This window comes from Mycolicibacter sinensis, assembly GCF_001667945.1.
Classification (GTDB): domain Bacteria; phylum Actinomycetota; class Actinomycetes; order Mycobacteriales; family Mycobacteriaceae; genus Mycobacterium; species Mycobacterium sinense_B.
Genome location: NZ_LZJK01000154.1, coordinates 57,842 through 79,600 on the forward strand (window position 1 = coordinate 57,842; position 21,759 = coordinate 79,600).

Consider the following 21,759-nt stretch of genomic DNA (forward strand, 5'->3'; position numbering starts at 1 on the left):
CGACTCATGCCTGCTAAATCCGAACACGCCGACATCGAGGACGTGGAGCCGCTGGCCGACAGCACCGCACGTCAGGCCCGGCGAGTCGTGGCCGCCTACGCCGAGGACGCCGACGAATGCCGGGTGTTTTTGTCCATGCTCGGGATCGGTCCGGCGAATACCGAGAAGCACGGGGCGTAAATGCCGGGGTCGGGGGGTCTGGCTGCGTCGGCCGGAGAATCCGATTTCGTCGTGGTGGCCAACCGGCTGCCCATCGACATCGAGGTGTCCCCCGACGGAACAACGGCCTGGAAACGCAGCCCGGGCGGACTGGTCACCGCCCTGGAGCCGCTGCTGCGTAAGCGGCGCGGCGCCTGGGTGGGCTGGCCGGGCAGCCCGGACGTGCCCGATGCGCCGATCGATATCGAAGACCTGCGGCTGTATCCGGTCGCGCTCAGCGCCACCGACATCGCCGACTATTACGAGGGCTTCTCCAACGCCACCTTGTGGCCGCTGTATCACGATGTGATCGTCAAACCGATCTACCACCGGCAGTGGTGGGAGCGCTATGTCGACGTCAACCGCCGGTTCGCCGAGGCGACATCGCGGGCTGCCGCCCCGGGAGCCACCGTGTGGGTCCAGGACTATCAGCTGCAGCTGGTGCCGAAGATGCTGCGGACCCTGCGCCCCGACCTGACCATCGGCTTCTTTCTGCACATCCCGTTCCCGCCGGTGGAGCTGTTCATGCAGCTGCCCTGGCGCAAGGAGATCGTCGACGGCCTGCTCGGCGCCGACCTGGTCGGATTCCATCTGGCCGGTGGTGCCCAGAATTTCCTCTTCCTGGCACGCAATCTGACCGGCGCAGCCACCTCGCGGGGCGCGGTCGGGGTGCGCAGCCGGTTCGGCCAGGTGAGTCTGGCCGACCGCACCGTGCGAGTCGGCGCCTTTCCGATCTCGATCGACTCCGGCGAACTCGACCGCAAGGCACGCGAGCGGGGAATCCGGCGACGGGCCAAGGAGATCCGGGCCGAACTGGGCCACCCGCGCAAGATCCTGCTCGGGGTGGATCGCCTGGACTACACCAAGGGCATCGACGTGCGACTCAAGGCGTTCCACGAGCTGCTCGCCGAAGGCCGCGCCAAGCGGGACGACACGGTGCTGGTGCAGCTGGCGACGCCCAGCCGGGAACGGGTGGAGAGCTACCAGATCCTGCGTGACGACATCGAGCGCCAGGTCGGCCACATCAACGGCGAGTACAGCGAGGTCGGCCACCCGGTGGTGCACTACCTGCACCGACCGGTCCCCCGCGACGAACTGATCGCGTTCTTCGTGGCCAGCGACGTCATGCTGGTGACTCCGCTGCGCGACGGGATGAACCTGGTCGCCAAGGAGTACGTGGCATGCCGCAGCGACCTGGGCGGCGCCCTGGTGTTGAGTGAATTCACCGGGGCGGCAGCCGAATTGCGGCAGGCCTACCTGGTCAACCCGCACGATCTCGAAGGCGTCAAGGACGTCATCGAGGCGGCGGTCAACCAAACCGCCGAAGAGGGCCGCCGGCGCATGCGCGCCCTGCGCCGCCAGGTGCTGGCCCACGACGTGGACCGCTGGGCACGGTCCTTCCTCGACGCGCTCGCTGAGTCCGGGTGACTCAGCTGCACAGGTGGATCGGGTTGTCCTGACAGGTCAGCGGGTAGTGCACCACCGGGTTCGGCAGCGGTGAGACGAACGTCAGCGTGAACGGATGCTTGTCCAGCCCGGGCTGCTCGCCGCAGACGGCGGCGTGCGACTGGGTGTAGGTGCCGCGCAGGGACGTGTCGAACTGGTACATCTCCTCGCTGGCGGCGGTTTTACCATCCGGGCATTTCTTACCGGCCAGCAGCGGCGTGTGGTAGCTCCACAGGCCGTTGGACAACCGGTAGGCCCCGGCCTGTCCCGGAGGGCCGTCGCTTTCCACCTGCAGCTTGCAGCCGACCGCCAGGTGCAGCGGCACCCGCCCGTCACCCACCGTCGGGACGCACAGCGGATAGATCTTCCACGTCGCCGTGATACCGGCGCCGTTGTAGGTGTAGATGCCCTCCAGCGTGCCTTCCGGCGCCGCGTCGTCGTCGGCGCCGGCCTCGGCAGCCAGCCCGCCGCTCGCCGCCATCGCGACAACGCACGCGATCAGGCCGCGAACGAGTCTCCTCATGCCGCTCATCCTCTCAGCTAGATCGGTGCGATGTTGCTGATCAGCCACTTGCGGTCGACCTTGCGGAAGTCGACCCGCAACCGACTGCCCTCGTAGAGCTTCTCTTTGGACTTGCCCGTCACGGTGCGGTTGATGAAGACCAGCACCGAACCGGTGGTGCGGCGGGCCGCCAGGGTACCGACGCCGACGACGTCGACCTGGTTGACCAGTTGCTTCTCCCGGGCCTGCGGGATGATCTCGTTGACGGCCCGGGCCTCGAACTCGCGCCGGTACTCGCCGGTGAACATCGGGTAGGTCTCGGTCAGGCTGCGTTCCACGGTCTTGTACTCGTAGCCGAGCACCTTGGGGATCTCATCGATCGACAGCTTGACCAGCTCAGCGCTGGCCAGCTGTTCGCCGCGCGTCTCGACCCGGCTCCAATACAGCGTTCCCGCGGTGGCCCCCAGCCCCACGAACACTCCGAGAATTGCCACCAGGGCGGCCAGCACCCACCAACGCTTGCTCATCGGGTGCTACCGTCCGGCCATTTGAGGTCGTAGGCCGTCATGTTCCCGGCGTCGTCCTCATGGACGATGATCCGTAGCGCGTACGGCTGCGACGGCTTGTTGACGCCCTCGCTGTCGGTCGCGGTCGCGCGCATCGCCACCAGGACCGAGGCGTTGCCGGCAACGTCGTCCACGCCCTCCAGGGCGGCGGCGTTGACCACCGCCTCGGAGCTGTGCTTGGTCTCGCGCAGCAGCGCCTTGAGGTTGTCGGCGTTGGCCGCCATGGTGTCGCGCAGCGGGCCGCTGGTGCCGGCCACGAAACGGTCCACCTGGTCGTTGATGGTGTCAGGTGTGTAGGTGTACATGTTGAGCACGGTCTGCACCGCGGTGTCGACGAAGCGCTGGTCCCGGCTGTCGGCTGCGGCGGCGTGCCGGTGCTGCACCAGCAGGACGGCGACCAGCCCGCCCAGCACCGTGCTCGCCACCAGGGCGGCGACACCGGCGACGAGGGCGGTCTGCCGCGCGTTGGCCCGACGCCGCGGCGGTGGGCCGACCGGCCGGGCCGCCCGCACCGCCGCCGGGCTGGGAACCGGCACCCGCACCGCTGCGGCCTCGGCGGCGTCACCGGCCGCGCCGGCCGCCCGCGAGGCCCGACGACGGGTCCGGGTGTCGTCCGGACCGCTCACGTCTGCCTCGGCTCGAGCATCAAGTCCGCCCAGTTCTCCGCCGGCAGCCATTTATCCGAGCCGGAGACGAACACCCCGGTGCCGCCGGCCGGGTCCACGAACCTGCCGGTGCGCTGGTCGTAGCTGCTGTAGGCGACCCCGTTGGCCTGGGCCGGCGCCTCGGCCGGCATCGGACCGGGTGCCGGGCCGGGAGCCGGGTCGCGGCCGTAGGCGGGCAGGCCGCCGTTACCGCCCGGGCTGGTCGGCATGTTCTGGTCCGGCGGGGCGTAGTACGGCCACGGTGCCGGCGGATTCGGACCGAGCTCATTCGGCGGGTACGGCAGCGGGTACGGCGGATTGGGTGCCGGACCCGGGCCGGCGGGTACCCCCGGGGGCAGCGCCACCACGGGCGGGCCGGGGTCGTAATCCGATTCCGGCGGGATGTAGGGGAACTTGTTCATCGGCTGGCGCATCCGCGGGTCGGTGATCGGGGTGTCGTAGGGCACCGGCGGGCCACGCCAGGCGTTGCTGCCGATCGGAATGAAGCCCTTGGGGTCCCGGCAGAGCTGAATGGTAGGCGCCCGCTTGCCCGGGTATTCCATGCAGGGGTAGTTGCGCGCACCCCGGACCGCAGTCGGATCGTTCTGAGCCGCTTTGCAGTACAGGCCCTTCGGCAGCTCACGCACCGTCTCGTCGGCTGGCGTGCGCATCTCGGTGAACGGCACGAACCCGACCGTGCACGGTGGCGGGTCGTGCATGTCGATCTTGAAATCGAGCTTGACGCCCTCTTCCATCGGCACCCCACCGGCGACGGTGAGCAGGGCGGCCATCAGGGCGGGGAAGACCACCAGTGCATGTTCGATCGAGTTGCGATAGATGACCCCGACCCGACCGAAGTTGGCGATGCTGGCCGCCAGCGTCGGGAACGACGCCTGAATTCCACTGAACGTGGTGTTCGCTGCGTCGGTGACCGAAGGCAGCGTCTGCAGTACTTCACGCAGCTGCGGGTCGGCGTTACGCACCTCGGTGGTGACCGCCGCGAGTGACTTGGTGAGCGTCTTGATGTCCTCACCGCTGCGGATCTGGGCGTCCAGGAACGGCTCGAACTGGTCGAGCAGGCTGTAGATCGCGTCGAAGTTGGCGTTGGCCTCGTCGACCAGCTGCCGCGATGACGCGATCATCCGGGCCAGCTCCTGCCCCGAACCGTTGAATCCCTGAAACGCGTTGCGCAGCAGATCCCGCAGCCGACTGTTGGCGACGCTGTTGACCAGCGTCTGGGCCTGATCGAGCAGTCCGGCGATGTCCTGGCCGATCGCGGTGCGGTCCTGGCCGATTCGTGCGCCGTTGTGCAGCGTCCCGGCAGCCGGGGCGCCTGCGGGGGGAACCAGATCGATGTACTGCTCACCGATGGCGGACATACTCTTGACGGTGGCGGTGACATTGCCCGGGACCTTGGTGCCGCTGTTGAGCCGCATCTGCGCGTCGACGCCGTGGTCGGTGAGACGGACGTCTTCCACCCGGCCCACCGTCACCCCCCGGTAGGTGACGTTGGCGCTCTTGTAGATTCCACCGCCGCCGATGAAATCGGCGGTCACCTGGTAGGTCCCGATCCCCATCCGGCTCGGCGCGTGCAGGTACAGGATCGAGATCGCACCGACGGCCAGCACGGTGACCACGGCGAAGATCCCGAGTTGGATTCGAACCAGACGAGTCAGCATTGGTCAGTCTCCATAGTTCGGAGCCGTGCCGGGCGGGATCTTGAACGGGTCGGCCGCCTGCCCGGACAGGTTGGCCATCTCACCGATCAGGAAGTCCGGTGGGTTCAGGATGTCGTGCATGTGCGGCATGTTCGGGTCGAAGGCGCCGGTGGTGAACACCGACTCGCCGAGCCGGCGCAGCGTGAAGTCGAAGGTGACGTAGACGTTGAGGAAGTCCCCGCGGACCGCGTTGCGCAGGTACATCGACGGGAACGGGAACGTCGGGATGAACGGGAAGGCGGTCACCAACTCGTTGGCGTTGTCGGCGAAGGCCTTGACGACCGGGTAGAGGTCCTTGATGTCGGCGGCGAAGTCCTCTTTTGTTTCGGTCATGATCCGCGACCCGACGTCGGCCAGGCGACCCAGCGCACCGAACGCGTCGATGATGCTGGAGCGGTTGTCGTTGAGCACCTGAAGCGCGGCCGGCATGGTCTCCAGTGCCCGCCCCAGGCTGGGGGAGCTGCGGGCCAGGGTCACCCCGATCCGGTTCAGGCCCTCGGCGGCGGCGATGATGTCGTGGGCCTGGCGGTCCAGCGATGCGGTGAGCTCGGCCAGCCGCGGTATCAGCCCGGCGAGGGTGCCGGCCCGGCCGGCGACCGCCGCGTACGCCTCCTCGGTGATGTCTTGCAGCGCACCAAGATTGCCCTGGTTGACCACCACCCCCAGTGACGACAGCACCTCTTCGGTGCTGGGGTAGCGTCCGGTCCGGCTGAGCGGAATCTGGTCGCCGGGCGCCAGTTTGCCGACGGGGGGCTCGTCGTACGGTTCGGACAACTCGATGTGTTGGGAGCCCAACAGTGAGGTCTGCGCGACCTTCGCCACCGCGTTAGCCGGAAGCACCACGTTGCCGTCCAGTGACAGCTTGACCGCCGCGTAGAAGCTGCCGTCGGGCTGTTGCACCGCCTGTAGGCCTGAGACGCTGCCCACGGTGACGTCGTGGACCATCACCGGCGAGTTCTGCGGCAATGTGGTCACATCCGGCAGCTGCACCGTGATGTTGTAGGACCCCCGCCCGTGGCCCGCAGTGCCCGGCATGTTCAGCGAGTTCAACCCACCGAACTGGCATCCGGACAACACCAGCGCCCCAGCGCCCAGAGCCGCGCTGCGCCGCCCGGCCCGCCTGACGGCGCCGGCTAGAGACTTCACGCTCATCCGCCCTCCCGCGGTGCGCCGGCCCCGGGTTGCTGCGGGCCGGTCGGCCCGGGCGCCTGGCCCAACTGCCCCGGCGCCGGCGGCGGCAGGAACAGTGCGGCGACGTCGTCGGTGCTCGGCGGGGTGACACCCGGCGCCGGCATCCACTTCAGGTACGGCACCGGAGTCTGCGCCTTGGCCTCGGTTGCCGGGGTGTCGTAGATGATCTGGCCCTTGTAGGCAGTGATCGAGTTGATCGGGTGGAACAGGAACGGCACGAAGTTCATCGCCCAGCGCCGCATGACCGGCCCCATCCGTTCCTTGCAGATCTCCGCCCGCTTGAAGTTGTCCGGCACTGAGCCGATATCGAAGATGCCACCGCAGATGAATTGCACCGGGTTGGCAAGGTCGGGCAGCGACAGCAGACCACTCAACGTGCCCTGCGCCGGGTTGTAGATGTTGTAGAAGTTGGTCAACCCGTGCGGGGTGATGTGCAGCACCTGCTCGAAGTTCTCACTCTGATCGCTGAGCACCTTGGCGAACTCCGACAGCTTGTTGACCTGGCTGATCAACGCGTCGTTGTTGTCGTGCAGGAAGCCCCGCACGTCGCGCAGCGCCTGGTTCAGCGTGCCCAGCGTGACGTCCAGGTCGGCCGAGCTGTCGGCCAGCACCGCCGAGACCGCCGCGACGTGGTCGGTGAACTGCACGATTTGTTCGTTGCTTCCCGACAGCGCGTCGACCAGTACCTGCAGGTTCTTCACGGTGCCGAACAAGTCGGTACGTGAGTCTCCCAGCCGGCCGGCGGTCGCCGACAACTCGCGCAGGGCGCTGCGGAAGGAGTCGCCCTTGCCGTCGAAGGTATCGGCGGCCTGGTTGACGAAGGCGCTCAGCGCACCGTTGAGCTTGCCCTGCTCGGGTGCCAGTTGCGCGCTGAGCTGGGTCAGCTCCTGCTTGACCTCGTCCCACTCCACCGGCACCGCGGTGCGGTTTTCGTCCAGCACCGCCCCGTCGGCCAGTTTCTCACCGCCGGTGTAGGCCGGAGCCAGCTGAATCACCCTCGCCGAGACGATGTTCGGCGCCATGAGCACCGCGCGCACGTCGGCCGGCAACGGGACGTCCCTGTTCACCGTCATGGTGATCTTGACGTTCTCCGGGCCCGGTTCGATGGACTCGATCCGGCCGACCGGTACGCCGACCACCCGGACGTCATCACCGGGATACAGGCCCACCGCCGAGGCGAAGTAACCCGTGATCCGGTAGCCGCGCTGCGCGGGCAGCACCAGGTATACGCCGGCGGCCAGTAGCGCGGCCAGCGCCCCGGTGAGCAGGATTCGTAACGTGGGACGCGTCATGGTGACTTCGGCTTGATGAAGGTGCGGTCGGTGATCATTCCGCGCAGGTAGTCGGCCAGGCTGTCCGGAAGCTTGCCCGGTTGGAAGTACAGGTCAAGTATCACCTCCGACATGGTGGGCGGCGGCATCCCGTAGAGGTTGATCTGGAAGCCGGGGCCCGAGGCGACCACCTCGCCGAGCGTGGTCGCATAGCCGGGCAGCCGGTCCAGGGCCCCGGCGATGCGGTCTTTGCGCTCGATCATGTTGTCGAGTACCAGGTTGAGCTTCTTCAGGGTCGGCCCGATCTGCGTCTGATTGTCGGCAACGAAGCCGGAAAGCTGTTGGGAGACATCTTCAATGCCGCCGATCAGCGCGCCCAGCGCCTGGCGGCGTTCGTCTAGCGCGGCGAACAATTGGTTGCCGTCGAGCACCAAGCGGTTGACCTGGGCGGCACGCTGGTTGAGCACACCGGTGACCGACTTGGCGTGGGTGAGCAACTGACCCAGCGCTTCATCGCGGCGGTTGATGCTGCGTGACAGCGCCGCCACCCCGTCCAGCGCCCCGCGCAGCTGCGGGGTCGCCTCGCGCATCGACTCCGTCAGCACCGCAAGCGCCTCTTCGAAACGCGGCTTGTCCAGGTCGCGGACGTTGCCGCCGAGGTCCTGCAGCGCGTTGTTGAGCGTGTAGGGCGCGCGAGTACGTTCCAACGGGATCTCGGTGACCGAGCCGGCCCCACCAGGAGTGATCGACAGGGCCTTCTCGCCCAGCACGGTATCGGTGCGGATCGCTGCCAGCGACTGGTCGCCGACCCGAACTTTGCGGTCGACGGTGAAACTCACCTTCGCGCTGGCCCCGGCCAACGCCACCTTGGTCACTTTGCCCACCCGGATACCCGACACCGTCACGTCGTTGCCGGACATGATGCCGCCGGCGTCAGCGAAGTAACCGTGATACGTCTTGCCCTGCGGCCAGAACGGCAAGCTGGTGTAGCCGAACGACACGAAAACCAGGCATGCGACCAGCGCGATGCCCAATGTTCCGGTGCGAACCGGGTTTACGCGGTCAACTCTTGACAGGAGAGCACCTCCCCTTGCTGGTATCGGTCTGGCCACCCATCGGCAGGATGATGTCGCTACCGGCAGGCCCGTTGAGCTTCATCGAGACCGTGCAGTAGTTGATGTTGAAGAACGAGCCGTAGGCGCCCAGCGCGTTGAGCCGCAGGTAGTTCTCTTCCAGCGGGTCGATCACCGCGTTGAGTTCGTCCTTGCGCTTGTCGAGCACCGTGGCCAGCGGCCGGGCGTTCTCGATCACGCCTTGCAGCGGCCGCCGGGTGCGGCGCAGCGTGTCGGTGAGATCGGTCTCGACGGTGGCCAGCGGACCGATTGCGCCGGCGATCGCGTCCTTGCCCTGAGCCAGTCCGGTGATGAGCTGCTGCAATCGGTCGACGGTGGCGTCGAACTGCTCGCTCTTCTCATCGACGGTCGCCAGCACCGTGTTGAGGTTGTTGATCACGTCGCCGATCAGCTGGTCACGGGAGGCCAGCGTGGTGGTGAACGAGCTGGTGCTGGCCAGCATCTGCGACAGTGCGCCGCCTTGACCTTGCAGCAGCTCGATGATCGCGTTGCTGATCTCGTTGATCTTGGTGCCGTCGAGTCCCTTGAGCACCGGGCGCATGCCGCCCAGCAGCGCGTCGAGATCCAGTGCCGGCTGGGTGTGTTCCCGGCTGATGGTGCCACCGGGCGGCAGCTTGCGCAGGTCGCCGGCGCCCGACGCGATCTCCAGGTAGCGGTCACCGACCAGGTTCTCGTACCGGATCAGCGCGCGGGTCGAGTCGTAGAGCTGGTAGCGCTTGTCCACGTCGAAGGTGACGTTGACGCTGTTGTTCGGCGTCAGCTCCACGCGTTTCACCGTGCCGACCGGGATGCCGGCGATCCGCACGTCCTCCCCGCCCTTGAGCCGGGAGGCGCTGGCGAAGTCGGCGTGGTAGGTGTGGTTGGAGGCGAACCGGAACTCGCCGAACACCACCACCAGGCCTGCCGACACCAGCAGCATCGCCGCGGTGAAGATGGCGACTTTGATCAGGGTGCTCCGGGTGTTCATCAGTATTCGTCCCGTTCCGCGAAGGCGCCGTTGAAGAGGAACTGCGCGGTGGACGGTGCGTCGAACTGCACCTCGGTGTTCGGCTGGAACGGGATGTAGGCGTTGTCGGTCACCAGGAACGGTGACCGGAACCAGGAACCGCCGTACTGCTTGCTCGGGATATCCGGCAGACCGCGACAGTTCGGCCCACCGCTTGCATTGGCCACCGGCAGACTCTCCGGATAGGTGTAGGCCGGTGCGCCCGGGATGAAGTTGGAGTGCACGTACAGCGCCGGCTTGGTACCGCCCAGCGACGGACCGAACTTCTCCAACGCCCCCTTGATCCCCTTGAAAAGGCAGCCGAACTCCGGCGAGTACTCGGCCAGCAAGCTGGACAATGCCCGGAACCGCTGGATACCGGCGATGAAGTCATCAGCGGCCGGCGCGAAGGTGTCGTAGCCGTTGTTGGCCAGGCCGGTTGTCGCCAGCAGCGCCTTGTTCAGGTTGTCGCGCTGGTCGACCAGGGTCTTACTGACGGTCGGGACGTTGTCGAAGGTCGCCGCCAGGTCGGGCGCGGCGTCGCCGTAGATGTTGCCGACGACCGCGGTCTTGGCGAAGCCCGTCTGCAGTTGCGGCAGTTTGGGATTGAACTTGTCCAGGTAGCCGTTGAGCCCGGACAATAACCCGCCCAGGTTGTCGCCGTTGCCCCGCAGCCCTTCGGCCAGCGCACTGATGGTCCCGTTGAGCTGCACCGGGTCGATCTTGTCGAGCACGTCGGTGAGCTTCTGGAACAGCGTGTTGACCTCGAGCTGCACGTCGGACGCCTGCACGTTGGCGCCGTTGCGCAACCCGCTTCCCGACGGCACCGGCGGCGGCACGAACTCCACCGACTTGGCGCCGAAGATGGTGTTGCTGGCGATGTGCACAGCGGCGTTCGACGGGATGTGGGACATCGCCGAGCTGTCCATGGCCAAGACGAGTTTGGCCTGTTCGCCTTGGTATTTGATCGCCTTGACCTTGCCGACCTGGATGCCGCGGTACTTGACCTTGGCGTCCTGCTCCATCACCAGCCCGGCGCGCGGCGAGGTGACGGTGACCTTGTCGGTGGAGGTGAAGACAGAGGTATAGGAAAGGTAGGTGAACGCGGTGGCGGCAAGCAGGATCGCACCGAGGATTGCCGCGGCAATCCGCACCTGGGTACGACTCGATCCCGTGTTCACCTGCATTCCCTTGCTATCCCGAGAGGTTGAAGTTACCGGACCCGCCGTAGACGGCAAGTGAAACGAACAAGGTGATGACCACCACCACCACCAGGGAGGTCCGCACCGCCTGACCCACCGCGATGCCCACGCCGACCGGCCCCCCGGCGGCGTTGAAGCCGTAGTTGGTGTGCACCAGCATCACCGCGATCGACATGATGATCGCCTGCAGAAAGGACCACAGCAAATCGGTCGGGATGAGGAAGGTGTCGAAGTAGTGGTCGTAGAGACCGGGCGACTGCGAGTTGATGAACACCGTGGTGGACCGGGCCGCAAAGAACGCCGCCAGCACCGACAGTGAGTACAGCGGGATGATCGCGATCAGGCCGGCCACCAGCCGGGTGGACACCAGATACGACACCGCATGCACCGCCATCGATTCGACGGCGTCGATCTCCTCGGCGACCCGCATGGCGCCGAGCTGCGCGGTGGTGCCGGCGCCGATGGTGGCGGCCAGTGCGATCCCGGCGACCACCGGCGCCACGATCCGCACGTTGAGGAACGCCGAGAGGAAGCCCGTCAGCGCCTCGATGCCGATGTTGCCCAGCGAGGAGAAGCCCTGCACCGCGATCACGCCGCCGGAGGCCAGGGTCAAGAAGGTGGCCACCCCGACGGTGCCGCCGATGATCGCCAGCGCTCCGGTGCCCATGGTGATCTCGGCGATCAGCCGGACCGTCTCCTTGCGGTACTTGGTCACCGCGTTGGGGACGTAGCGGATCGAGTCGCCGTAGAACAGCGCCTGCTCACCGAAATTGTCGACGGCCTTGGGCACCCAGCGGAACATCCGCTTGAACCGGAGCGTGGCGTCGTAGCTCATGGCTCGACTCCCGCTCGCTCGTTCCTCGCTCGCCGGAGCACTCGCGCGCTCATTTGACCAGCACCCGCACGCTGATCGCGGTCATGACGACGTTGATGACGAACAGACAGATGAAGGCGTAGACGACGGTCTCGTTGACCGCGTTGCCGACTCCTTGCGGACCGCCCTTGGCGGTCAGTCCGCGATAGCACCCGATCAGTCCGGCGGCCGTACCGAACAGCAGCGCCTTGATCTCGGCCATCACCAGCTCGCCCAGCCCGGTCAGCACGGTCAGCCCGTTGATGAACGCGCCCGGGTTCACGCCTTGCAGGAAGACGGAGAACACGTAGCCACCGACCAGGCCGATCGCACACACCAGGCCGTTGAGCAGCAGCGCGACGAACGTCGACGCCAGCGCGCGCGGCACCACCAGCCGCTGGATCGGGTCGATGCCGAGCACTCGCATGGCGTCGATCTCTTCGCGGATGGTGCGCGCCCCCAGGTCGGCACAGATGGCGGTGGCACCGGCACCGGCCACCACCAGCACGGTCACCACGGGCCCCAGCTGGGTGATGGTCCCGAACGCCGTCCCGGCGCCGGAGAGGTCGGCCGCACCGATCTCACGCAGCAGGATGTTGAGGGTGAACGCCACCAGCACGGTGAACGGGATGGCGACCAGCAGGGTCGGCACCAGCGAGACGCGGGCGATCATCCAGGTCTGGTCGAGGAACTCGCGGTACTGGAACGGCCGGCGGAACATACCCCGGAATGTCTCAATAGACATCTCGACGAATCCGCCCACGGCCCGGGCCGGAACCGTGAGCTGTTCGATCAAGGCTCGTCCTTCCGGTCGGGGCATCCGGGCTGCCGGTGGTCGCAAAACTGTATCCGGATACGGCGGGAGACCGGCGTCGTTCGCGCGATTACGACGCCGCCTCGCGTGAGCCGGATCATATTAACTAGAACAAGTTCGCAGTGTCAAAGGACACGTTTCTACTAGCTAGACTGCCTATTTGTCCTGGTCAGCGCGATTGTGATCCACGCCTCGCTGAAACGCGTTCTAATCGGCGTCCATGAGCTCCGAGGCGGAGAACGTCCGCCGCGGGTCCCGGCCGGAGAAGTAGTTCGCCAGCGTGTCCGACAGCACCGCCGGGTCCCAGGCCTGCCCGTCGGCGCTGAACTTCCGTTCCACCGTCGGCGCCGCCATCAGCGTGACCTCGGGTCCGTAGACCACGAAAACCTGGCCGTTGACCGACGCCGACGCCGGGGACGCCAGGAACCGGACCAGGGTCACCACGTGCTCGGGCGACAAAGGATCGACTTCGCCGGCGCCGACTTCCGGGGCTTCACCGAACACCTCGGCGGTCATCGCGGTACGGGCTCGCGGGCAGATCGCGTTGGCGGTGACGCCATAGCGGCTCAGCGCGCGGCTCGCCGACAACGTCAGGGCCGTGATCCCCGCCTTGGCCGCGCCGTAGTTGGCCTGCCCGACCGGACCCATCAGGCCGGCCTCCGAAGAGGTGTTGACGATGCGGCCATAAACAGTCCCGCCGGTCCCCTCAGCCTCCTTGGCCTTCTGCCGCCAGTAGGCGGCCGCGTTACGGGTCAGCAGGAAGTGTCCGCGCAGATGCACCGCGATCACGGCATCGAAGTCGTCGTCGGACATGTTGAACAGCATCCGGTCCCGGGTGATGCCGGCGTTGTTGACGACGATGCTCAGCCCGCCCAGGCCATCGGCGGTGGTCACCAGCTCATCGGCGGTGGAGCGTTGGCTGATGTCACCGGGCACCGCGACGCCCTTGCCGCCGGCGGCGGCGATCTGGTCGATCACGTCGGAGGAGTCCAGCGCCGGCGCGATGTCGTTGACGACCACCGTCGCCCCGGAGCGGGCCAGTCCGATCGCCTCGGCCCGGCCCAACCCGGCGGCCGCGCCGGTCACCACGGCGACCTTTCCGGACAGATCGGTCACGTTGTCGTTCGCAGTCATCTACGCCGCTCCTGGTTAAGCGCCGGCGCCCCGCGGACGCCGGCGGTTATGAATACCTCTAGTTGTCGTCGCTGGGAGGTTAGTCCTCGACCCGGCGCAGTGCGGCCCGCGGGCACTCGGCGATGGCCTGCATGGCGTGGGCCTCGCGGTCGGCCGGGATCGGTGCCATCTTGACGACGGCCTGCTCGTCATCGTTCAGATCGAAGAGGTCGGGGTCGATTCCGACGCAAATCGCGTTGCCCTCGCAACGATCCAGATCCACCTCAACTCGCATGACATCTCCTGACCGTCATTGTCCGCTACTGTCACCATAGGATCCAACAGCTCCCCCGCACACCGCGCTAGGGGGCCCCGGAGGACTTCGGCCCCTTGTTGAACCCCGAGACTAGAACGTGTTACAACGGGCTGTCGAACAGAATCCTATCGTGACACCGATCACCAGCGAAGGACGCACCCGATGCAGATCAGTTACACGCCCGCCCAAGAAGAGCTGCGTCGCGAACTGCGGTCCTACTTCACCACGCTGATGACCCCGGAGCGTCGTGAGGCACTGAGTTCGACCCAGGGCGAATACGGCACTGGCAACGTCTACCGCGACACCGTCGCCCAGATGGGTCACGACGGCTGGCTCACGCTGAGCTGGCCCAAAGAGTATGGCGGCCAGGCACGCTCGGCGATGGATCAGTTGATCTTCACCGACGAGGCCGCGATCGCCGGTGCCCCGGTGCCGTTCCTGACGATCAACAGCGTCGCCCCGACGATCATGGCGTTCGGCACCGAGGAGCAGAAGAAGTTCTTCCTGCCCAAGATCGCCGCCGGCGAGCTGCACTTCGCGATCGGGTACTCCGAGCCGGGCGCCGGCACCGACCTCGCCTCGCTGCGCACCACCGCGGTCCGCGACGGCGACGAGTACGTGATCAACGGCCAGAAGATGTGGACGTCGCTGATCGCCTACGCCGACTACGTGTGGCTGGCGGCCCGGACGAACCCGGAGGCCAAGAAGCATCGTGGGATCTCGATGCTGATCGTTCCCACCACCGCCGAGGGTTTCTCCTGGACGCCGGTGCACACCATGGCCGGCCCGGACACCAGCGCCACCTATTACCAGGACGTCCGGGTGCCGGTGACCAATCTGGTCGGCGAGGAGCATGCGGGCTGGAAGCTGGTGACCAACCAGCTCAACCACGAACGGGTCGCACTGGTGTCGGCGCAGCCGATCTTCGTTGCGCTCGACGAGGTCCGCGAGTGGGCACAGAACACCAAAGACGCGCACGGCAACCGGATCATCGACTCGCAGTGGGTACAGCTGAACCTGGCTCGGGTGCTCGCCAAGGCCGAGGTGCTCAAGCTCATCAACTGGGAGCTGGCGTCATCGTCCGACGCTGCTCCGTCACCGGCGGACGCCTCGGCGGCAAAGGTGTTCGGCACCGAGCTGGCCACCGAGGCCTACCGGTTGCTGATGGAGGTGCTCGGCACCGCCGCCACGCTGCGCCAGGACTCCCCCGGCGCGCTGCTGCGCGGCCGGGTGGAACGGATGCACCGGGCGTGCTTGATTCTGACGTTCGGCGGCGGCACCAACGAGGTGCAGCGCGACATCATCGGCATGGTGGCCCTGGGCTTGCCCCGCAACCGGTAAAGGACTCGTTATGGATTTCAACACAACCGAAGCAGCACAGGACCTTTCGGGTCTGGTCGGCACCATCGTGGATGCGGTCTGCACCCCGGAGCACCAGCGCGAGCTGGACGGGTTGGAGCAGCGCTTCGACACCGGGCTGTGGCGCAAGCTCGTCGACGCCGACGTGGTGTCCAGTGCCGCGAGCGAGTCACTCGGCGGCGGCGGGTTCGGCGTCCTGGAGCAGGCGGCGATCCTGACCGCGCTGGGCCGCCAACTGGCCGCGGTGCCCTACCTGGAGTCGGTGGTGCTGGGCGCGGAGACGTTGGCCAAATTCGGCTCTGCCGGGTTGCAGCAGGCCTGGGGAGCACCGGCCGTGGCCGGCGAGAAGATCCTCACCGCCGCACTCGACGGGGACATGGGCGAAGGCCCGGTGCGCGCCGCGACGACCGACGCAGGCTTCCGGCTCACCGGGACTCGCACCCAGGTCTCGTTCGCCCCGGTGGCCGACGCGTTCCTGGTGCCGGCCGAAACCGATTCCGGTACCGAAGTTTTCCTGGTGGCTGCCGCCGATCCCGGCGTGACGGTGACCCCGCTGGCGACCACCGGCCTGGGCAGCGTCGGACACCTCGAGCTGTCCGGGACGGAGCTGGAGGCGGGCCGGCGCGTCGGCGGGGTCGAGGTGCTCGACCACCTGCGCAACCTGGCGGCGCTGGGGCACAGCGCCTACCAGTTGGGGGTGCTGGAGCGTGGCCTGGCCCTGACCGCCGAATACGCCCGCGAGCGCGAACAGTTCGACAAGCCGATCGGCAGCTTCCAGGCCGTCTCCCAGCGGCTGGCCGACGGCTACATCGACGTCAAGGGCCTGCGGCTCACCCTGACCCAGGCCGCTTGGCGCGTCGGTGAAGGGCTGCCGGCGACCAGCGAGGTGGCAACGGCCGCGTTCTGGGCGGCCGAGGCCGGGCATCGAGTGGCGCACAGCATCGTTCACGTCCACGGCGGGGTCGGCATCGACATCGACCACCCGATCCACCGGTACTTCCTGGCCGCCAAGCAGACCGAGTTCGCGCTCGGCGGGGCCACCGGCCAGCTGCTGGCGATCGGCCGCGAGCTGGCCGAGACCCCGGTCTGAGCGGTCCGGCCTGAGCGGCCGGCTCCGGTGATCACAGCGGCCTTGCCGTCGAGCCGAAACGGTCCGGGCTCTCACGCTCCCTTGGCTGCTGAATACCGCTGGCTGGGGTCGAGGACGCAATGCGTCCGTCCGAACACCGTCACCATGCACTTGTTGCAGTGGCTACACCGGCTTGGCACCGACGGGTCATCCATCATGCGGCGAACCAAGTCGGGTTCGCGCAGCAGCGCGCGGGCCATCGCGACGAAGTCGAAACCCTCCCGCAGGCCGGTGACCAGATGATCGTGGTTGGTGATGCCGCCCAACAGGATCAGTTTGGTGTTCTTCATCAAAGGCACGAACTGGCGGGCCGATTCGAGCATGTAGAGATCTTCGTAGGGGTATTCGCCCAGCATCTTCCTGCCGAACGCCCGAACCCCGGCTTTCAGCGGCTGCGGCATCAACGCGGCGAACTCGTCAACCGGAACGTCACCGCGGAACAGATACATCTGCCGGGACACCGATGAGCCCTGGGTGAGTTCGATCGCGTCGAGATTCGCATCCTCGTCCAGCAATTGGGCGGTCCGCAGCGATTCGGCAAGCCAGATGCCGCCGGGGATGCCGTCGTCCATGCTGATCTTGGCGATCACCGCGATCTTCTCGCCGACGGTTTCCCGGACCCGACGGGCGATCTCTCGCACGAACCGACTGCGGTCGTCGATGCTGCCGCCGTAGGAGTCCTTGCGCCGGTTGAGCTTCGAACTCAGGAACGAGCTGGGCAGGTACAGGTGACCGAAATGCAGTTCGACCGCGTCGAAGCCGGATTCGACGGCGACGTCGGCCGCTTCCGCGAACTGGTCGACGACTCGGGCGATCTCAGCGGCGGTGATCTCGCGGCAGTATTGGAGGCTCGACGGGTTGAAGAACCGGCTCGGCGCCATCGGGGTTCTGCCGGTGATCTTCTTGGAGGCCACCACACCGGCGTGGCCCAACTGCGCGGAGACCGCCGCGCCACCTTCGTGCATGGTGTCGGTGAACTTCTTCAGGCCCGGTATCGCCTTGCGTCCCATCAGGATCTGCCCCGGGGCGCTGGCACCTTCCGGCGCGACACAGCAGTAGGCCAGCGTCGTCATGCCCACTCCGCCGTCGACGTAGCGGCGGTGGAACTCGATGAGTTCGTCGGTGACCAAGCCTTTCGGCGAGCGGCCTTCCGATGTGGCGGCTTTGATGATCCGATTCCGCAGCTGAACGGGTCCCAGAGCCGCCGGTGTGAACGGGTCGAGGGTCGGGTTGATCGCCATGGCCGCAAGTTTGGGGCGCGCGAAAACAGGCGGTCAATCGGCGATACCGGTCAGCGAGATGGGCTGCTAACGCAACGCCTGTGATGTCTGGGCGGCCGCTTCGGCGACCAGCGGCGCTACCCGTTCGATCGGCACCGAGTTCGCCGCACCCGCCAGGCAGATCGCCGCGACCGGCCCGTCGGCACCGTGGACGGCGACGGCCACACTGGGCAGTTCTGACCCGAAGAGCAACCGGGCGCGGGCGCCGCGGTCGATCGAGATGCCGTGCGCCAGCCGGATGTGAGCCAGTTCGATATGCAGGGCGGTCAGATCCCAGGGTGTGCCGCCGCCGGAACGCGGTAACAGCCCCCCGAATCGGGCGTCGACCTCCTCGGGCGGCAGCCACGCGAGCATCGCTCGCCCACCGGTGGTCAGGTAGGCCGGCTGCCGGGTGCCGACCTTCGACGGAAGGATCGCCGCAAAATGACCGCCGATCTTGTCCAGATAGACCTCGTCGGAGCCCTCCAGCGCCGCCAGGTGCACCACCAGTCCGGTACGCAGATGGAGTTGATGCAGATGCTCCGCGGCCGCCTTGCGGATCTCGCCGTGCAGCCCATCTTGGCCACCAAGGCCCAACGCCCGCGGGCCCAAACGGTAGTGGGCGTCGCGGTATTGGAGCCACTGCAGCCCGACCAGCTGCCGCAGGATGCGGTGGGTTGTCGACCTCGGCAATCCGGTGCGGGCAGCGACCTGATCCAGGTTCAGCCGGGCCGTCGGTCGCTGCTCGAACGCGTCGAGAATCGCCGTCACCCGCTGCACCATCGAGGGCGGAGCCAGTTCTTGACCCTCAGCGCCGACGGGCCTGGACATTCCTCGAACCTAGCAGTGCAGCGCCTCACCGGGCGTCACCTTGAAACCGGCAAGGCCCGACAGCGGCATGGTGGCGTCATACGTGCGCTGATAGCCGGTGTCGCTGATCTTCCAGCCGTCGGCGGTGCGGCGGTACCGATCGTGGTAGAAGGCGGCGCCGATCAGCATCAGGTCATAGTCGGGCATGATCACCCGGTCCTGCAGGTACCAGATGCCCGATGCGGTGTCCGGCCCGGTCAGCGTGATCTCCGGGTGGCTGACCCGGTGCTCGCTGATGACATTGGCCGGCAGCGAGGACCGCATGAAGTCCACCAGCGAGTCGCGGTCGGTGAACTTATGCTCGGTGCCCATCGACTTGCCGTAGTCGGCGGTGACATCCTCGGCCAGCGTGGCAGCGAAGTCATCCCAGTGCTTGGTGTCCAACGCCCGCAGGTAGCGGTATTTGACCTGCTTGATTGCCTCGATGTTTTCCAGTTCGCTCACGCCGACCATTGGAGCATGCCGGACCATGGTGGCGGCGGGATATCCCAACCACCGAGATGGCCCGCCCGCGAAACCACCGCACAGGCGACGATGTTGGCCATTGGCCGGCCTGAACGGAGGAACCCGATGAGGTTGGGTGGCAAGGTCGCCATCGTCACCGGCGGTGCAGGCGGCATAGGCCGGGGGATCACCCGCGCGTTCGTCAAGGAGGGCGCCCGGGTGCTGGTGGTCGATATCAATGACGAGGCCGGGCATGCGCTGGAATCCGAACTCGGCTCGGCGATAGCCTATTTCAGCGCCGACATCGCCCAGCAGGCCAGCGCCGAGGCCATCCGTGACGCCGCACTGGACCGGTTCGGCTCGTTGAGCGTGCTGGTGAACAACGCGCATGCCTCACGGCAGGCACCGCTGTTGGCGAGCACCCAGGAGATGTTCGACCTGTCGTTCTCCACCGGCTTCTACCCCACCTTGTGGCTGATGCAGGCCTGTCATGAGCAGCTGAAGACCGCCGCCGGCTCGGTGATCAACTTCGCATCGGGTGCCGGCATCGAGGGCCAACCCAATCAGGCGTCCTACGCCGCAGCCAAGGAGGCGATCCGGGCGATCAGCCGGGTGGCGGCCAATGAGTGGGCGGGCGACGGCATCAACGTCAACGTCATCTCCCCGCTGGCACTCACCGAAGGGGTGCAGGCCTACCTTGCGGCCAACCCCGGTATTGAGGACCGGCTGCTGGCCGGCACCCCGATGCACCGGTTCGGCGACCCGGAGGCCGACATCGGCCGCGTCGCTGTGTTCCTGGCCAGCGACGACGCCCGCTACATGACCGGACAGACCCTGATGGTCGACGGCGGCACCATCAAGCTGCGCTGAGCGCCTACCCTAATCTGGCCCCATGTCGACACCGGTGTTACCCGACGCTACCGCCAACGTCACCGGCCTGCTGGCGCCGCTGGCCGAGGTCGATGACCGCGGCGTGCATTTCGAGGACTCGTTTACCAGCTGGCGCGACCACATCGCCGCAGGGGCCCGGTTGGGCGCGGCGCTTCGGGCACGGCTCGACCCGTCCCAGCCCCCGCACGTCGGTGTGCTGCTGGGCAATACCCCGTTCTTCTCCACAGTGCTGGTGGCGGCGGCGCTGACCGGGCTGGTCCCGGTGGGGTTGAACCCCACCCGTCGGGGGGCGGCTCTGGAGCGCGATGTGGCCCACGCCGACTGCCAATTCGTCCTGACCGACAACAGCACCGGCGCCGTCGTTCCGGGTGCGATTGATGTCGAGTCGTCCTCGTGGGCTTCGGAATTGGCATCCTACGACGGCGCACCGGTGGCGTTCCGCGACGCCGATCCCGACGACCTGTTCATGCTGATCTTCACCTCGGGCACCAGTGGCGACCCGAAAGCGGTGCGCTGCACGCAGTGGAAGGCGGCCTTCCCCGGGGTGATGCTCTCGCAGCGGTTCGGGCTGGGCCCCTCCGATGTCTGCTACCTGTCGATGCCCCTGTTCCACTCCAACGCGGTGATGGCGGGTTGGTCGGTGGCGGTGGCCGCGGGTGCGTCGATCGCGTTACGGCGCAAGTTCTCCGCATCCGGGTTCATTCCCGATGTGCGCCGCTTCGGCGCCACCTACGCCAATTACGTCGGCAAGCCGCTGTCGTATGTACTGGCCACGCCGCCACAGGCCGATGACGCCGACAACCCGCTTCGGCTGCTCTACGGCAACGAGGGCGCGCCGCGGGACCTGGAACGGTTCGCGGACCGGTTCGGCTGTACTGTCATCGACGCGTTCGGTTCCACCGAGGGCGGGGTGGCGATCGGTCGCACGCCGGACACCCCGCCCGGAGCGCTGGGGCCACTGATCGACGGGAATGCGATCGTCGACGTCGAGACCGGCCAGGAGTGCCCGCCCGGCGTGGTGGGCGAGCTGGTGAATCTGAGCGGGCGCGGACAGTTCCGGGGCTACTACCGCGACCCCGACGCCGAGGCTGCACGGATGGCCGGCGGGATCTACCACTCGGGTGATCTGGCCTACCGCGACGAAGCCGGCTACGCATATTTCGCCGGCCGCCTCGGGGATTGGATGCGGGTGGACGGCGAGAATCTCGGCACCGCGCCAATCGAGCGGATCCTACTGCGGCACAACGCGGTCGCTCAGGTGGCGGTGTATCCGATCCCGGATCCGGCGGTGGGCGATCAGGTGATGGCCGCACTGGTGCTGGCCGACGGGACGTCGTTCGATCTTGCGGAGTTTCGGGCATTCCTGTCCGAGCAGCCCGATCTGGGCCCCAAGCAGTGGCCGTCGTACGTCCGGGTAGCCGACGAGCTGCCGCGCACCGAGACGTTCAAGGTTCTCAAGCGGGTGCTCTCCGCTGAGGGAGTGGACTGCGCCGACCCGGTGTACCGGATCCTCTAGAAGGGCGGATCGTCGGGCAGCGGCGGTGACGGTGGCGGCGGCTGCCAATCCGGCGGCAGCTCTTCGGGTTCGTGGGGGTCGTTGATCCAGCCGCAGAAGGGACTCGCGCTCTTCGTACCTTTAAGCAAAAACAGCGTGTCACGCATCCGGTTTCGCCACTTGCGGTCCTCGATCTCGCGTCGCCGAGCCGCGTAGCGCTCATTGGCGGCACGCCGGGCGCGGTTATGACGGCGGACCCGCGCCACCTGGGCGGCACGTTGACGAGCGCGACTGCGGCATCGCTGCGGCAGCGGACGCTGGACAGTGAGGCTCAGCGCGTCGGCAAGTTCGGGAATGACA

The 21,759-nt window shown here is 67.1% G+C and carries 22 protein-coding genes and 1 pseudogene; 6 read left to right on the forward strand and 17 right to left on the reverse strand.

What is annotated here, in order from left to right; translation table 11 throughout:
• Window positions 1-6: 6 nt before the first annotated feature.
• Window positions 7-180: a hypothetical protein gene (locus A5694_RS23470; RefSeq protein ID WP_109535775.1), complete on the forward strand. Its 174-nt coding sequence runs from the start codon at window positions 7-9 to the stop codon at window positions 178-180.
• A complete protein-coding gene (locus A5694_RS20305; RefSeq protein WP_064924105.1) occupies window positions 181-1,626 on the forward strand; it encodes an alpha,alpha-trehalose-phosphate synthase (UDP-forming) in 1,446 nt (481 codons plus the stop codon).
• A 1-nt stretch (window position 1,627) separates the two neighbouring features.
• Here A5694_RS20305 and A5694_RS20310 read toward each other — a convergent pair whose 3' ends face one another.
• The 13 genes from A5694_RS20310 to A5694_RS20370 form a co-directional block, all read right to left on the reverse strand.
• Window positions 1,628-2,167, reverse strand: a complete 540-nt coding sequence (locus A5694_RS20310) for a hypothetical protein (protein ID WP_064924128.1) — start codon at window positions 2,165-2,167, stop codon at window positions 1,628-1,630.
• Window positions 2,168-2,184: 17 nt separating this feature from the next.
• Window positions 2,185-2,673: a hypothetical protein gene (locus tag A5694_RS20315; RefSeq protein ID WP_064924106.1), complete on the reverse strand. Its 489-nt coding sequence runs from the start codon at window positions 2,671-2,673 to the stop codon at window positions 2,185-2,187.
• Window positions 2,670-3,338 (reverse strand): hypothetical protein, encoded by a 669-nt coding sequence (locus A5694_RS20320; protein ID WP_064924107.1) that lies wholly within the window; start codon window positions 3,336-3,338, stop codon window positions 2,670-2,672. The genes A5694_RS20315 and A5694_RS20320 overlap by 4 nt, the downstream gene beginning before the upstream one ends.
• Window positions 3,335-5,035, reverse strand: coding sequence for an MCE family protein (locus A5694_RS20325; RefSeq protein WP_064924108.1), 1,701 nt, complete (start codon window positions 5,033-5,035; stop codon window positions 3,335-3,337). The genes A5694_RS20320 and A5694_RS20325 overlap by 4 nt, the downstream gene beginning before the upstream one ends.
• A gap of 3 nt (window positions 5,036-5,038) precedes the next feature.
• Entirely contained in the window at window positions 5,039-6,226 is a 1,188-nt protein-coding gene (locus A5694_RS20330) for an MCE family protein (protein ID WP_064924109.1), read from the reverse strand.
• Window positions 6,223-7,557 (reverse strand): MCE family protein, encoded by a 1,335-nt coding sequence (locus A5694_RS20335; protein WP_064924110.1) that lies wholly within the window; start codon window positions 7,555-7,557, stop codon window positions 6,223-6,225. The genes A5694_RS20330 and A5694_RS20335 overlap by 4 nt, the downstream gene beginning before the upstream one ends.
• A complete protein-coding gene (locus tag A5694_RS20340; protein ID WP_064924130.1) occupies window positions 7,554-8,612 on the reverse strand; it encodes an MCE family protein in 1,059 nt (352 codons plus the stop codon). Before A5694_RS20340 ends, A5694_RS20335 begins: the two co-directional genes overlap by 4 nt.
• A complete protein-coding gene (locus tag A5694_RS20345) occupies window positions 8,599-9,636 on the reverse strand; it encodes an MCE family protein (protein ID WP_064924111.1) in 1,038 nt (345 codons plus the stop codon). Before A5694_RS20345 ends, A5694_RS20340 begins: the two co-directional genes overlap by 14 nt.
• Window positions 9,636-10,808 carry an MCE family protein gene (locus A5694_RS20350; RefSeq protein ID WP_064924129.1) on the reverse strand — a complete coding sequence of 391 codons (1,173 nt, stop codon included), beginning with the start codon at window positions 10,806-10,808 and terminating at the stop codon, window positions 9,636-9,638. The genes A5694_RS20345 and A5694_RS20350 overlap by 1 nt, the downstream gene beginning before the upstream one ends.
• Window positions 10,809-10,848: 40 nt before the next feature.
• Window positions 10,849-11,691, reverse strand: coding sequence for an MlaE family ABC transporter permease (locus A5694_RS20355; RefSeq protein ID WP_064924112.1), 843 nt, complete (start codon window positions 11,689-11,691; stop codon window positions 10,849-10,851).
• A gap of 49 nt (window positions 11,692-11,740) precedes the next feature.
• Window positions 11,741-12,505 (reverse strand): MlaE family ABC transporter permease, encoded by a 765-nt coding sequence (locus A5694_RS20360; RefSeq protein ID WP_064924113.1) that lies wholly within the window; start codon window positions 12,503-12,505, stop codon window positions 11,741-11,743.
• A gap of 225 nt (window positions 12,506-12,730) precedes the next feature.
• Window positions 12,731-13,657: a 3-oxoacyl-ACP reductase gene (locus A5694_RS20365; RefSeq protein WP_064924114.1), complete on the reverse strand. Its 927-nt coding sequence runs from the start codon at window positions 13,655-13,657 to the stop codon at window positions 12,731-12,733.
• A 79-nt stretch (window positions 13,658-13,736) separates the two neighbouring features.
• Entirely contained in the window at window positions 13,737-13,931 is a 195-nt protein-coding gene (locus tag A5694_RS20370; protein WP_064924115.1) for a ferredoxin, read from the reverse strand.
• A 183-nt stretch (window positions 13,932-14,114) separates the two neighbouring features.
• Between A5694_RS20370 and A5694_RS20375 the strand changes: the two genes are divergently transcribed.
• Both A5694_RS20375 and A5694_RS20380 read left to right on the forward strand, forming a co-directional pair.
• The gene (locus tag A5694_RS20375) at window positions 14,115-15,293 is read left to right on the forward strand and encodes an acyl-CoA dehydrogenase family protein (RefSeq protein ID WP_064924116.1); all 1,179 of its coding nucleotides are present in this window, start codon (window positions 14,115-14,117) and stop codon (window positions 15,291-15,293) included.
• Window positions 15,294-15,303: 10 nt separating this feature from the next.
• Window positions 15,304-16,401, forward strand: a complete 1,098-nt coding sequence (locus A5694_RS20380) for an acyl-CoA dehydrogenase family protein (protein ID WP_064924117.1) — start codon at window positions 15,304-15,306, stop codon at window positions 16,399-16,401.
• Between the two features lie 71 nt (window positions 16,402-16,472).
• Here the strand turns inward: A5694_RS20380 and A5694_RS20385 are convergent, their stop codons facing one another.
• The 3 genes from A5694_RS20385 to A5694_RS20395 form a co-directional block, all read right to left on the reverse strand.
• Window positions 16,473-17,681, reverse strand: a complete 1,209-nt coding sequence (locus A5694_RS20385) for an NADH:flavin oxidoreductase (protein ID WP_064924118.1) — start codon at window positions 17,679-17,681, stop codon at window positions 16,473-16,475.
• Window positions 17,682-17,747: 66 nt separating this feature from the next.
• Window positions 17,748-18,530, reverse strand: a complete 783-nt coding sequence (locus A5694_RS20390) for an IclR family transcriptional regulator (protein WP_082952773.1) — start codon at window positions 18,528-18,530, stop codon at window positions 17,748-17,750.
• A gap of 9 nt (window positions 18,531-18,539) precedes the next feature.
• Window positions 18,540-19,013 carry a nuclear transport factor 2 family protein gene (locus A5694_RS20395; protein ID WP_428844289.1) on the reverse strand — a complete coding sequence of 158 codons (474 nt, stop codon included), beginning with the start codon at window positions 19,011-19,013 and terminating at the stop codon, window positions 18,540-18,542.
• A gap of 126 nt (window positions 19,014-19,139) precedes the next feature.
• Between A5694_RS20395 and A5694_RS20400 the strand changes: the two genes are divergently transcribed.
• On the forward strand, window positions 19,140-19,883 hold the full coding sequence (locus tag A5694_RS20400; RefSeq protein ID WP_064924121.1) for an SDR family NAD(P)-dependent oxidoreductase: 744 nt from the start codon (window positions 19,140-19,142) through the stop codon (window positions 19,881-19,883).
• Window positions 19,884-19,905: 22 nt separating this feature from the next.
• Window positions 19,906-21,420 carry a long-chain-fatty-acid--CoA ligase FadD17 gene (fadD17, locus tag A5694_RS20405; protein WP_064924122.1) on the forward strand — a complete coding sequence of 505 codons (1,515 nt, stop codon included), beginning with the start codon at window positions 19,906-19,908 and terminating at the stop codon, window positions 21,418-21,420.
• Here the strand turns inward: fadD17 and A5694_RS24205 are convergent.
• Window positions 21,417-21,759 (reverse strand): annotated as a pseudogene (locus A5694_RS24205) (HNH endonuclease signature motif containing protein); the annotation flags it as partial. The gene fadD17 and the pseudogene A5694_RS24205 sit on opposite strands and share 4 nt — an antisense overlap.

Bases quoted from the DNA above. Each gene is read 5' to 3' on its own strand.
- A5694_RS20380 (WP_064924117.1), top strand. From the start codon at position 15,304: ATGGATTTCAACACAACCGAAGCAGCACAGGACCTTTCGGGTCTGGTC.
- A5694_RS20355 (WP_064924112.1), bottom strand. From the start codon at position 11,691: ATGAGCTACGACGCCACGCTCCGGTTCAAGCGGATGTTCCGCTGGGTG.
- fadD17 (WP_064924122.1), top strand. From the start codon at position 19,906: ATGTCGACACCGGTGTTACCCGACGCTACCGCCAACGTCACCGGCCTG.
- A5694_RS20305 (WP_064924105.1), top strand. From the start codon at position 181: ATGCCGGGGTCGGGGGGTCTGGCTGCGTCGGCCGGAGAATCCGATTTC.
- A5694_RS20365 (WP_064924114.1), bottom strand. From the start codon at position 13,657: ATGACTGCGAACGACAACGTGACCGATCTGTCCGGAAAGGTCGCCGTG.
- A5694_RS23470 (WP_109535775.1), top strand. From the start codon at position 7: ATGCCTGCTAAATCCGAACACGCCGACATCGAGGACGTGGAGCCGCTG.
- A5694_RS20325 (WP_064924108.1), bottom strand. From the start codon at position 5,035: ATGCTGACTCGTCTGGTTCGAATCCAACTCGGGATCTTCGCCGTGGTC.
- A5694_RS20345 (WP_064924111.1), bottom strand. From the start codon at position 9,636: ATGAACACCCGGAGCACCCTGATCAAAGTCGCCATCTTCACCGCGGCG.
- A5694_RS20310 (WP_064924128.1), bottom strand. From the start codon at position 2,167: ATGAGGAGACTCGTTCGCGGCCTGATCGCGTGCGTTGTCGCGATGGCG.
- A5694_RS20375 (WP_064924116.1), top strand. From the start codon at position 14,115: ATGCAGATCAGTTACACGCCCGCCCAAGAAGAGCTGCGTCGCGAACTG.
- A5694_RS20335 (WP_064924110.1), bottom strand. From the start codon at position 7,557: ATGACGCGTCCCACGTTACGAATCCTGCTCACCGGGGCGCTGGCCGCG.
- A5694_RS20330 (WP_064924109.1), bottom strand. From the start codon at position 6,226: ATGAGCGTGAAGTCTCTAGCCGGCGCCGTCAGGCGGGCCGGGCGGCGC.
- A5694_RS20400 (WP_064924121.1), top strand. From the start codon at position 19,140: ATGAGGTTGGGTGGCAAGGTCGCCATCGTCACCGGCGGTGCAGGCGGC.
- A5694_RS20315 (WP_064924106.1), bottom strand. From the start codon at position 2,673: ATGAGCAAGCGTTGGTGGGTGCTGGCCGCCCTGGTGGCAATTCTCGGA.
- A5694_RS20370 (WP_064924115.1), bottom strand. From the start codon at position 13,931: ATGCGAGTTGAGGTGGATCTGGATCGTTGCGAGGGCAACGCGATTTGC.
- A5694_RS20390 (WP_082952773.1), bottom strand. From the start codon at position 18,530: ATGTCCAGGCCCGTCGGCGCTGAGGGTCAAGAACTGGCTCCGCCCTCG.
- A5694_RS20385 (WP_064924118.1), bottom strand. From the start codon at position 17,681: ATGGCGATCAACCCGACCCTCGACCCGTTCACACCGGCGGCTCTGGGA.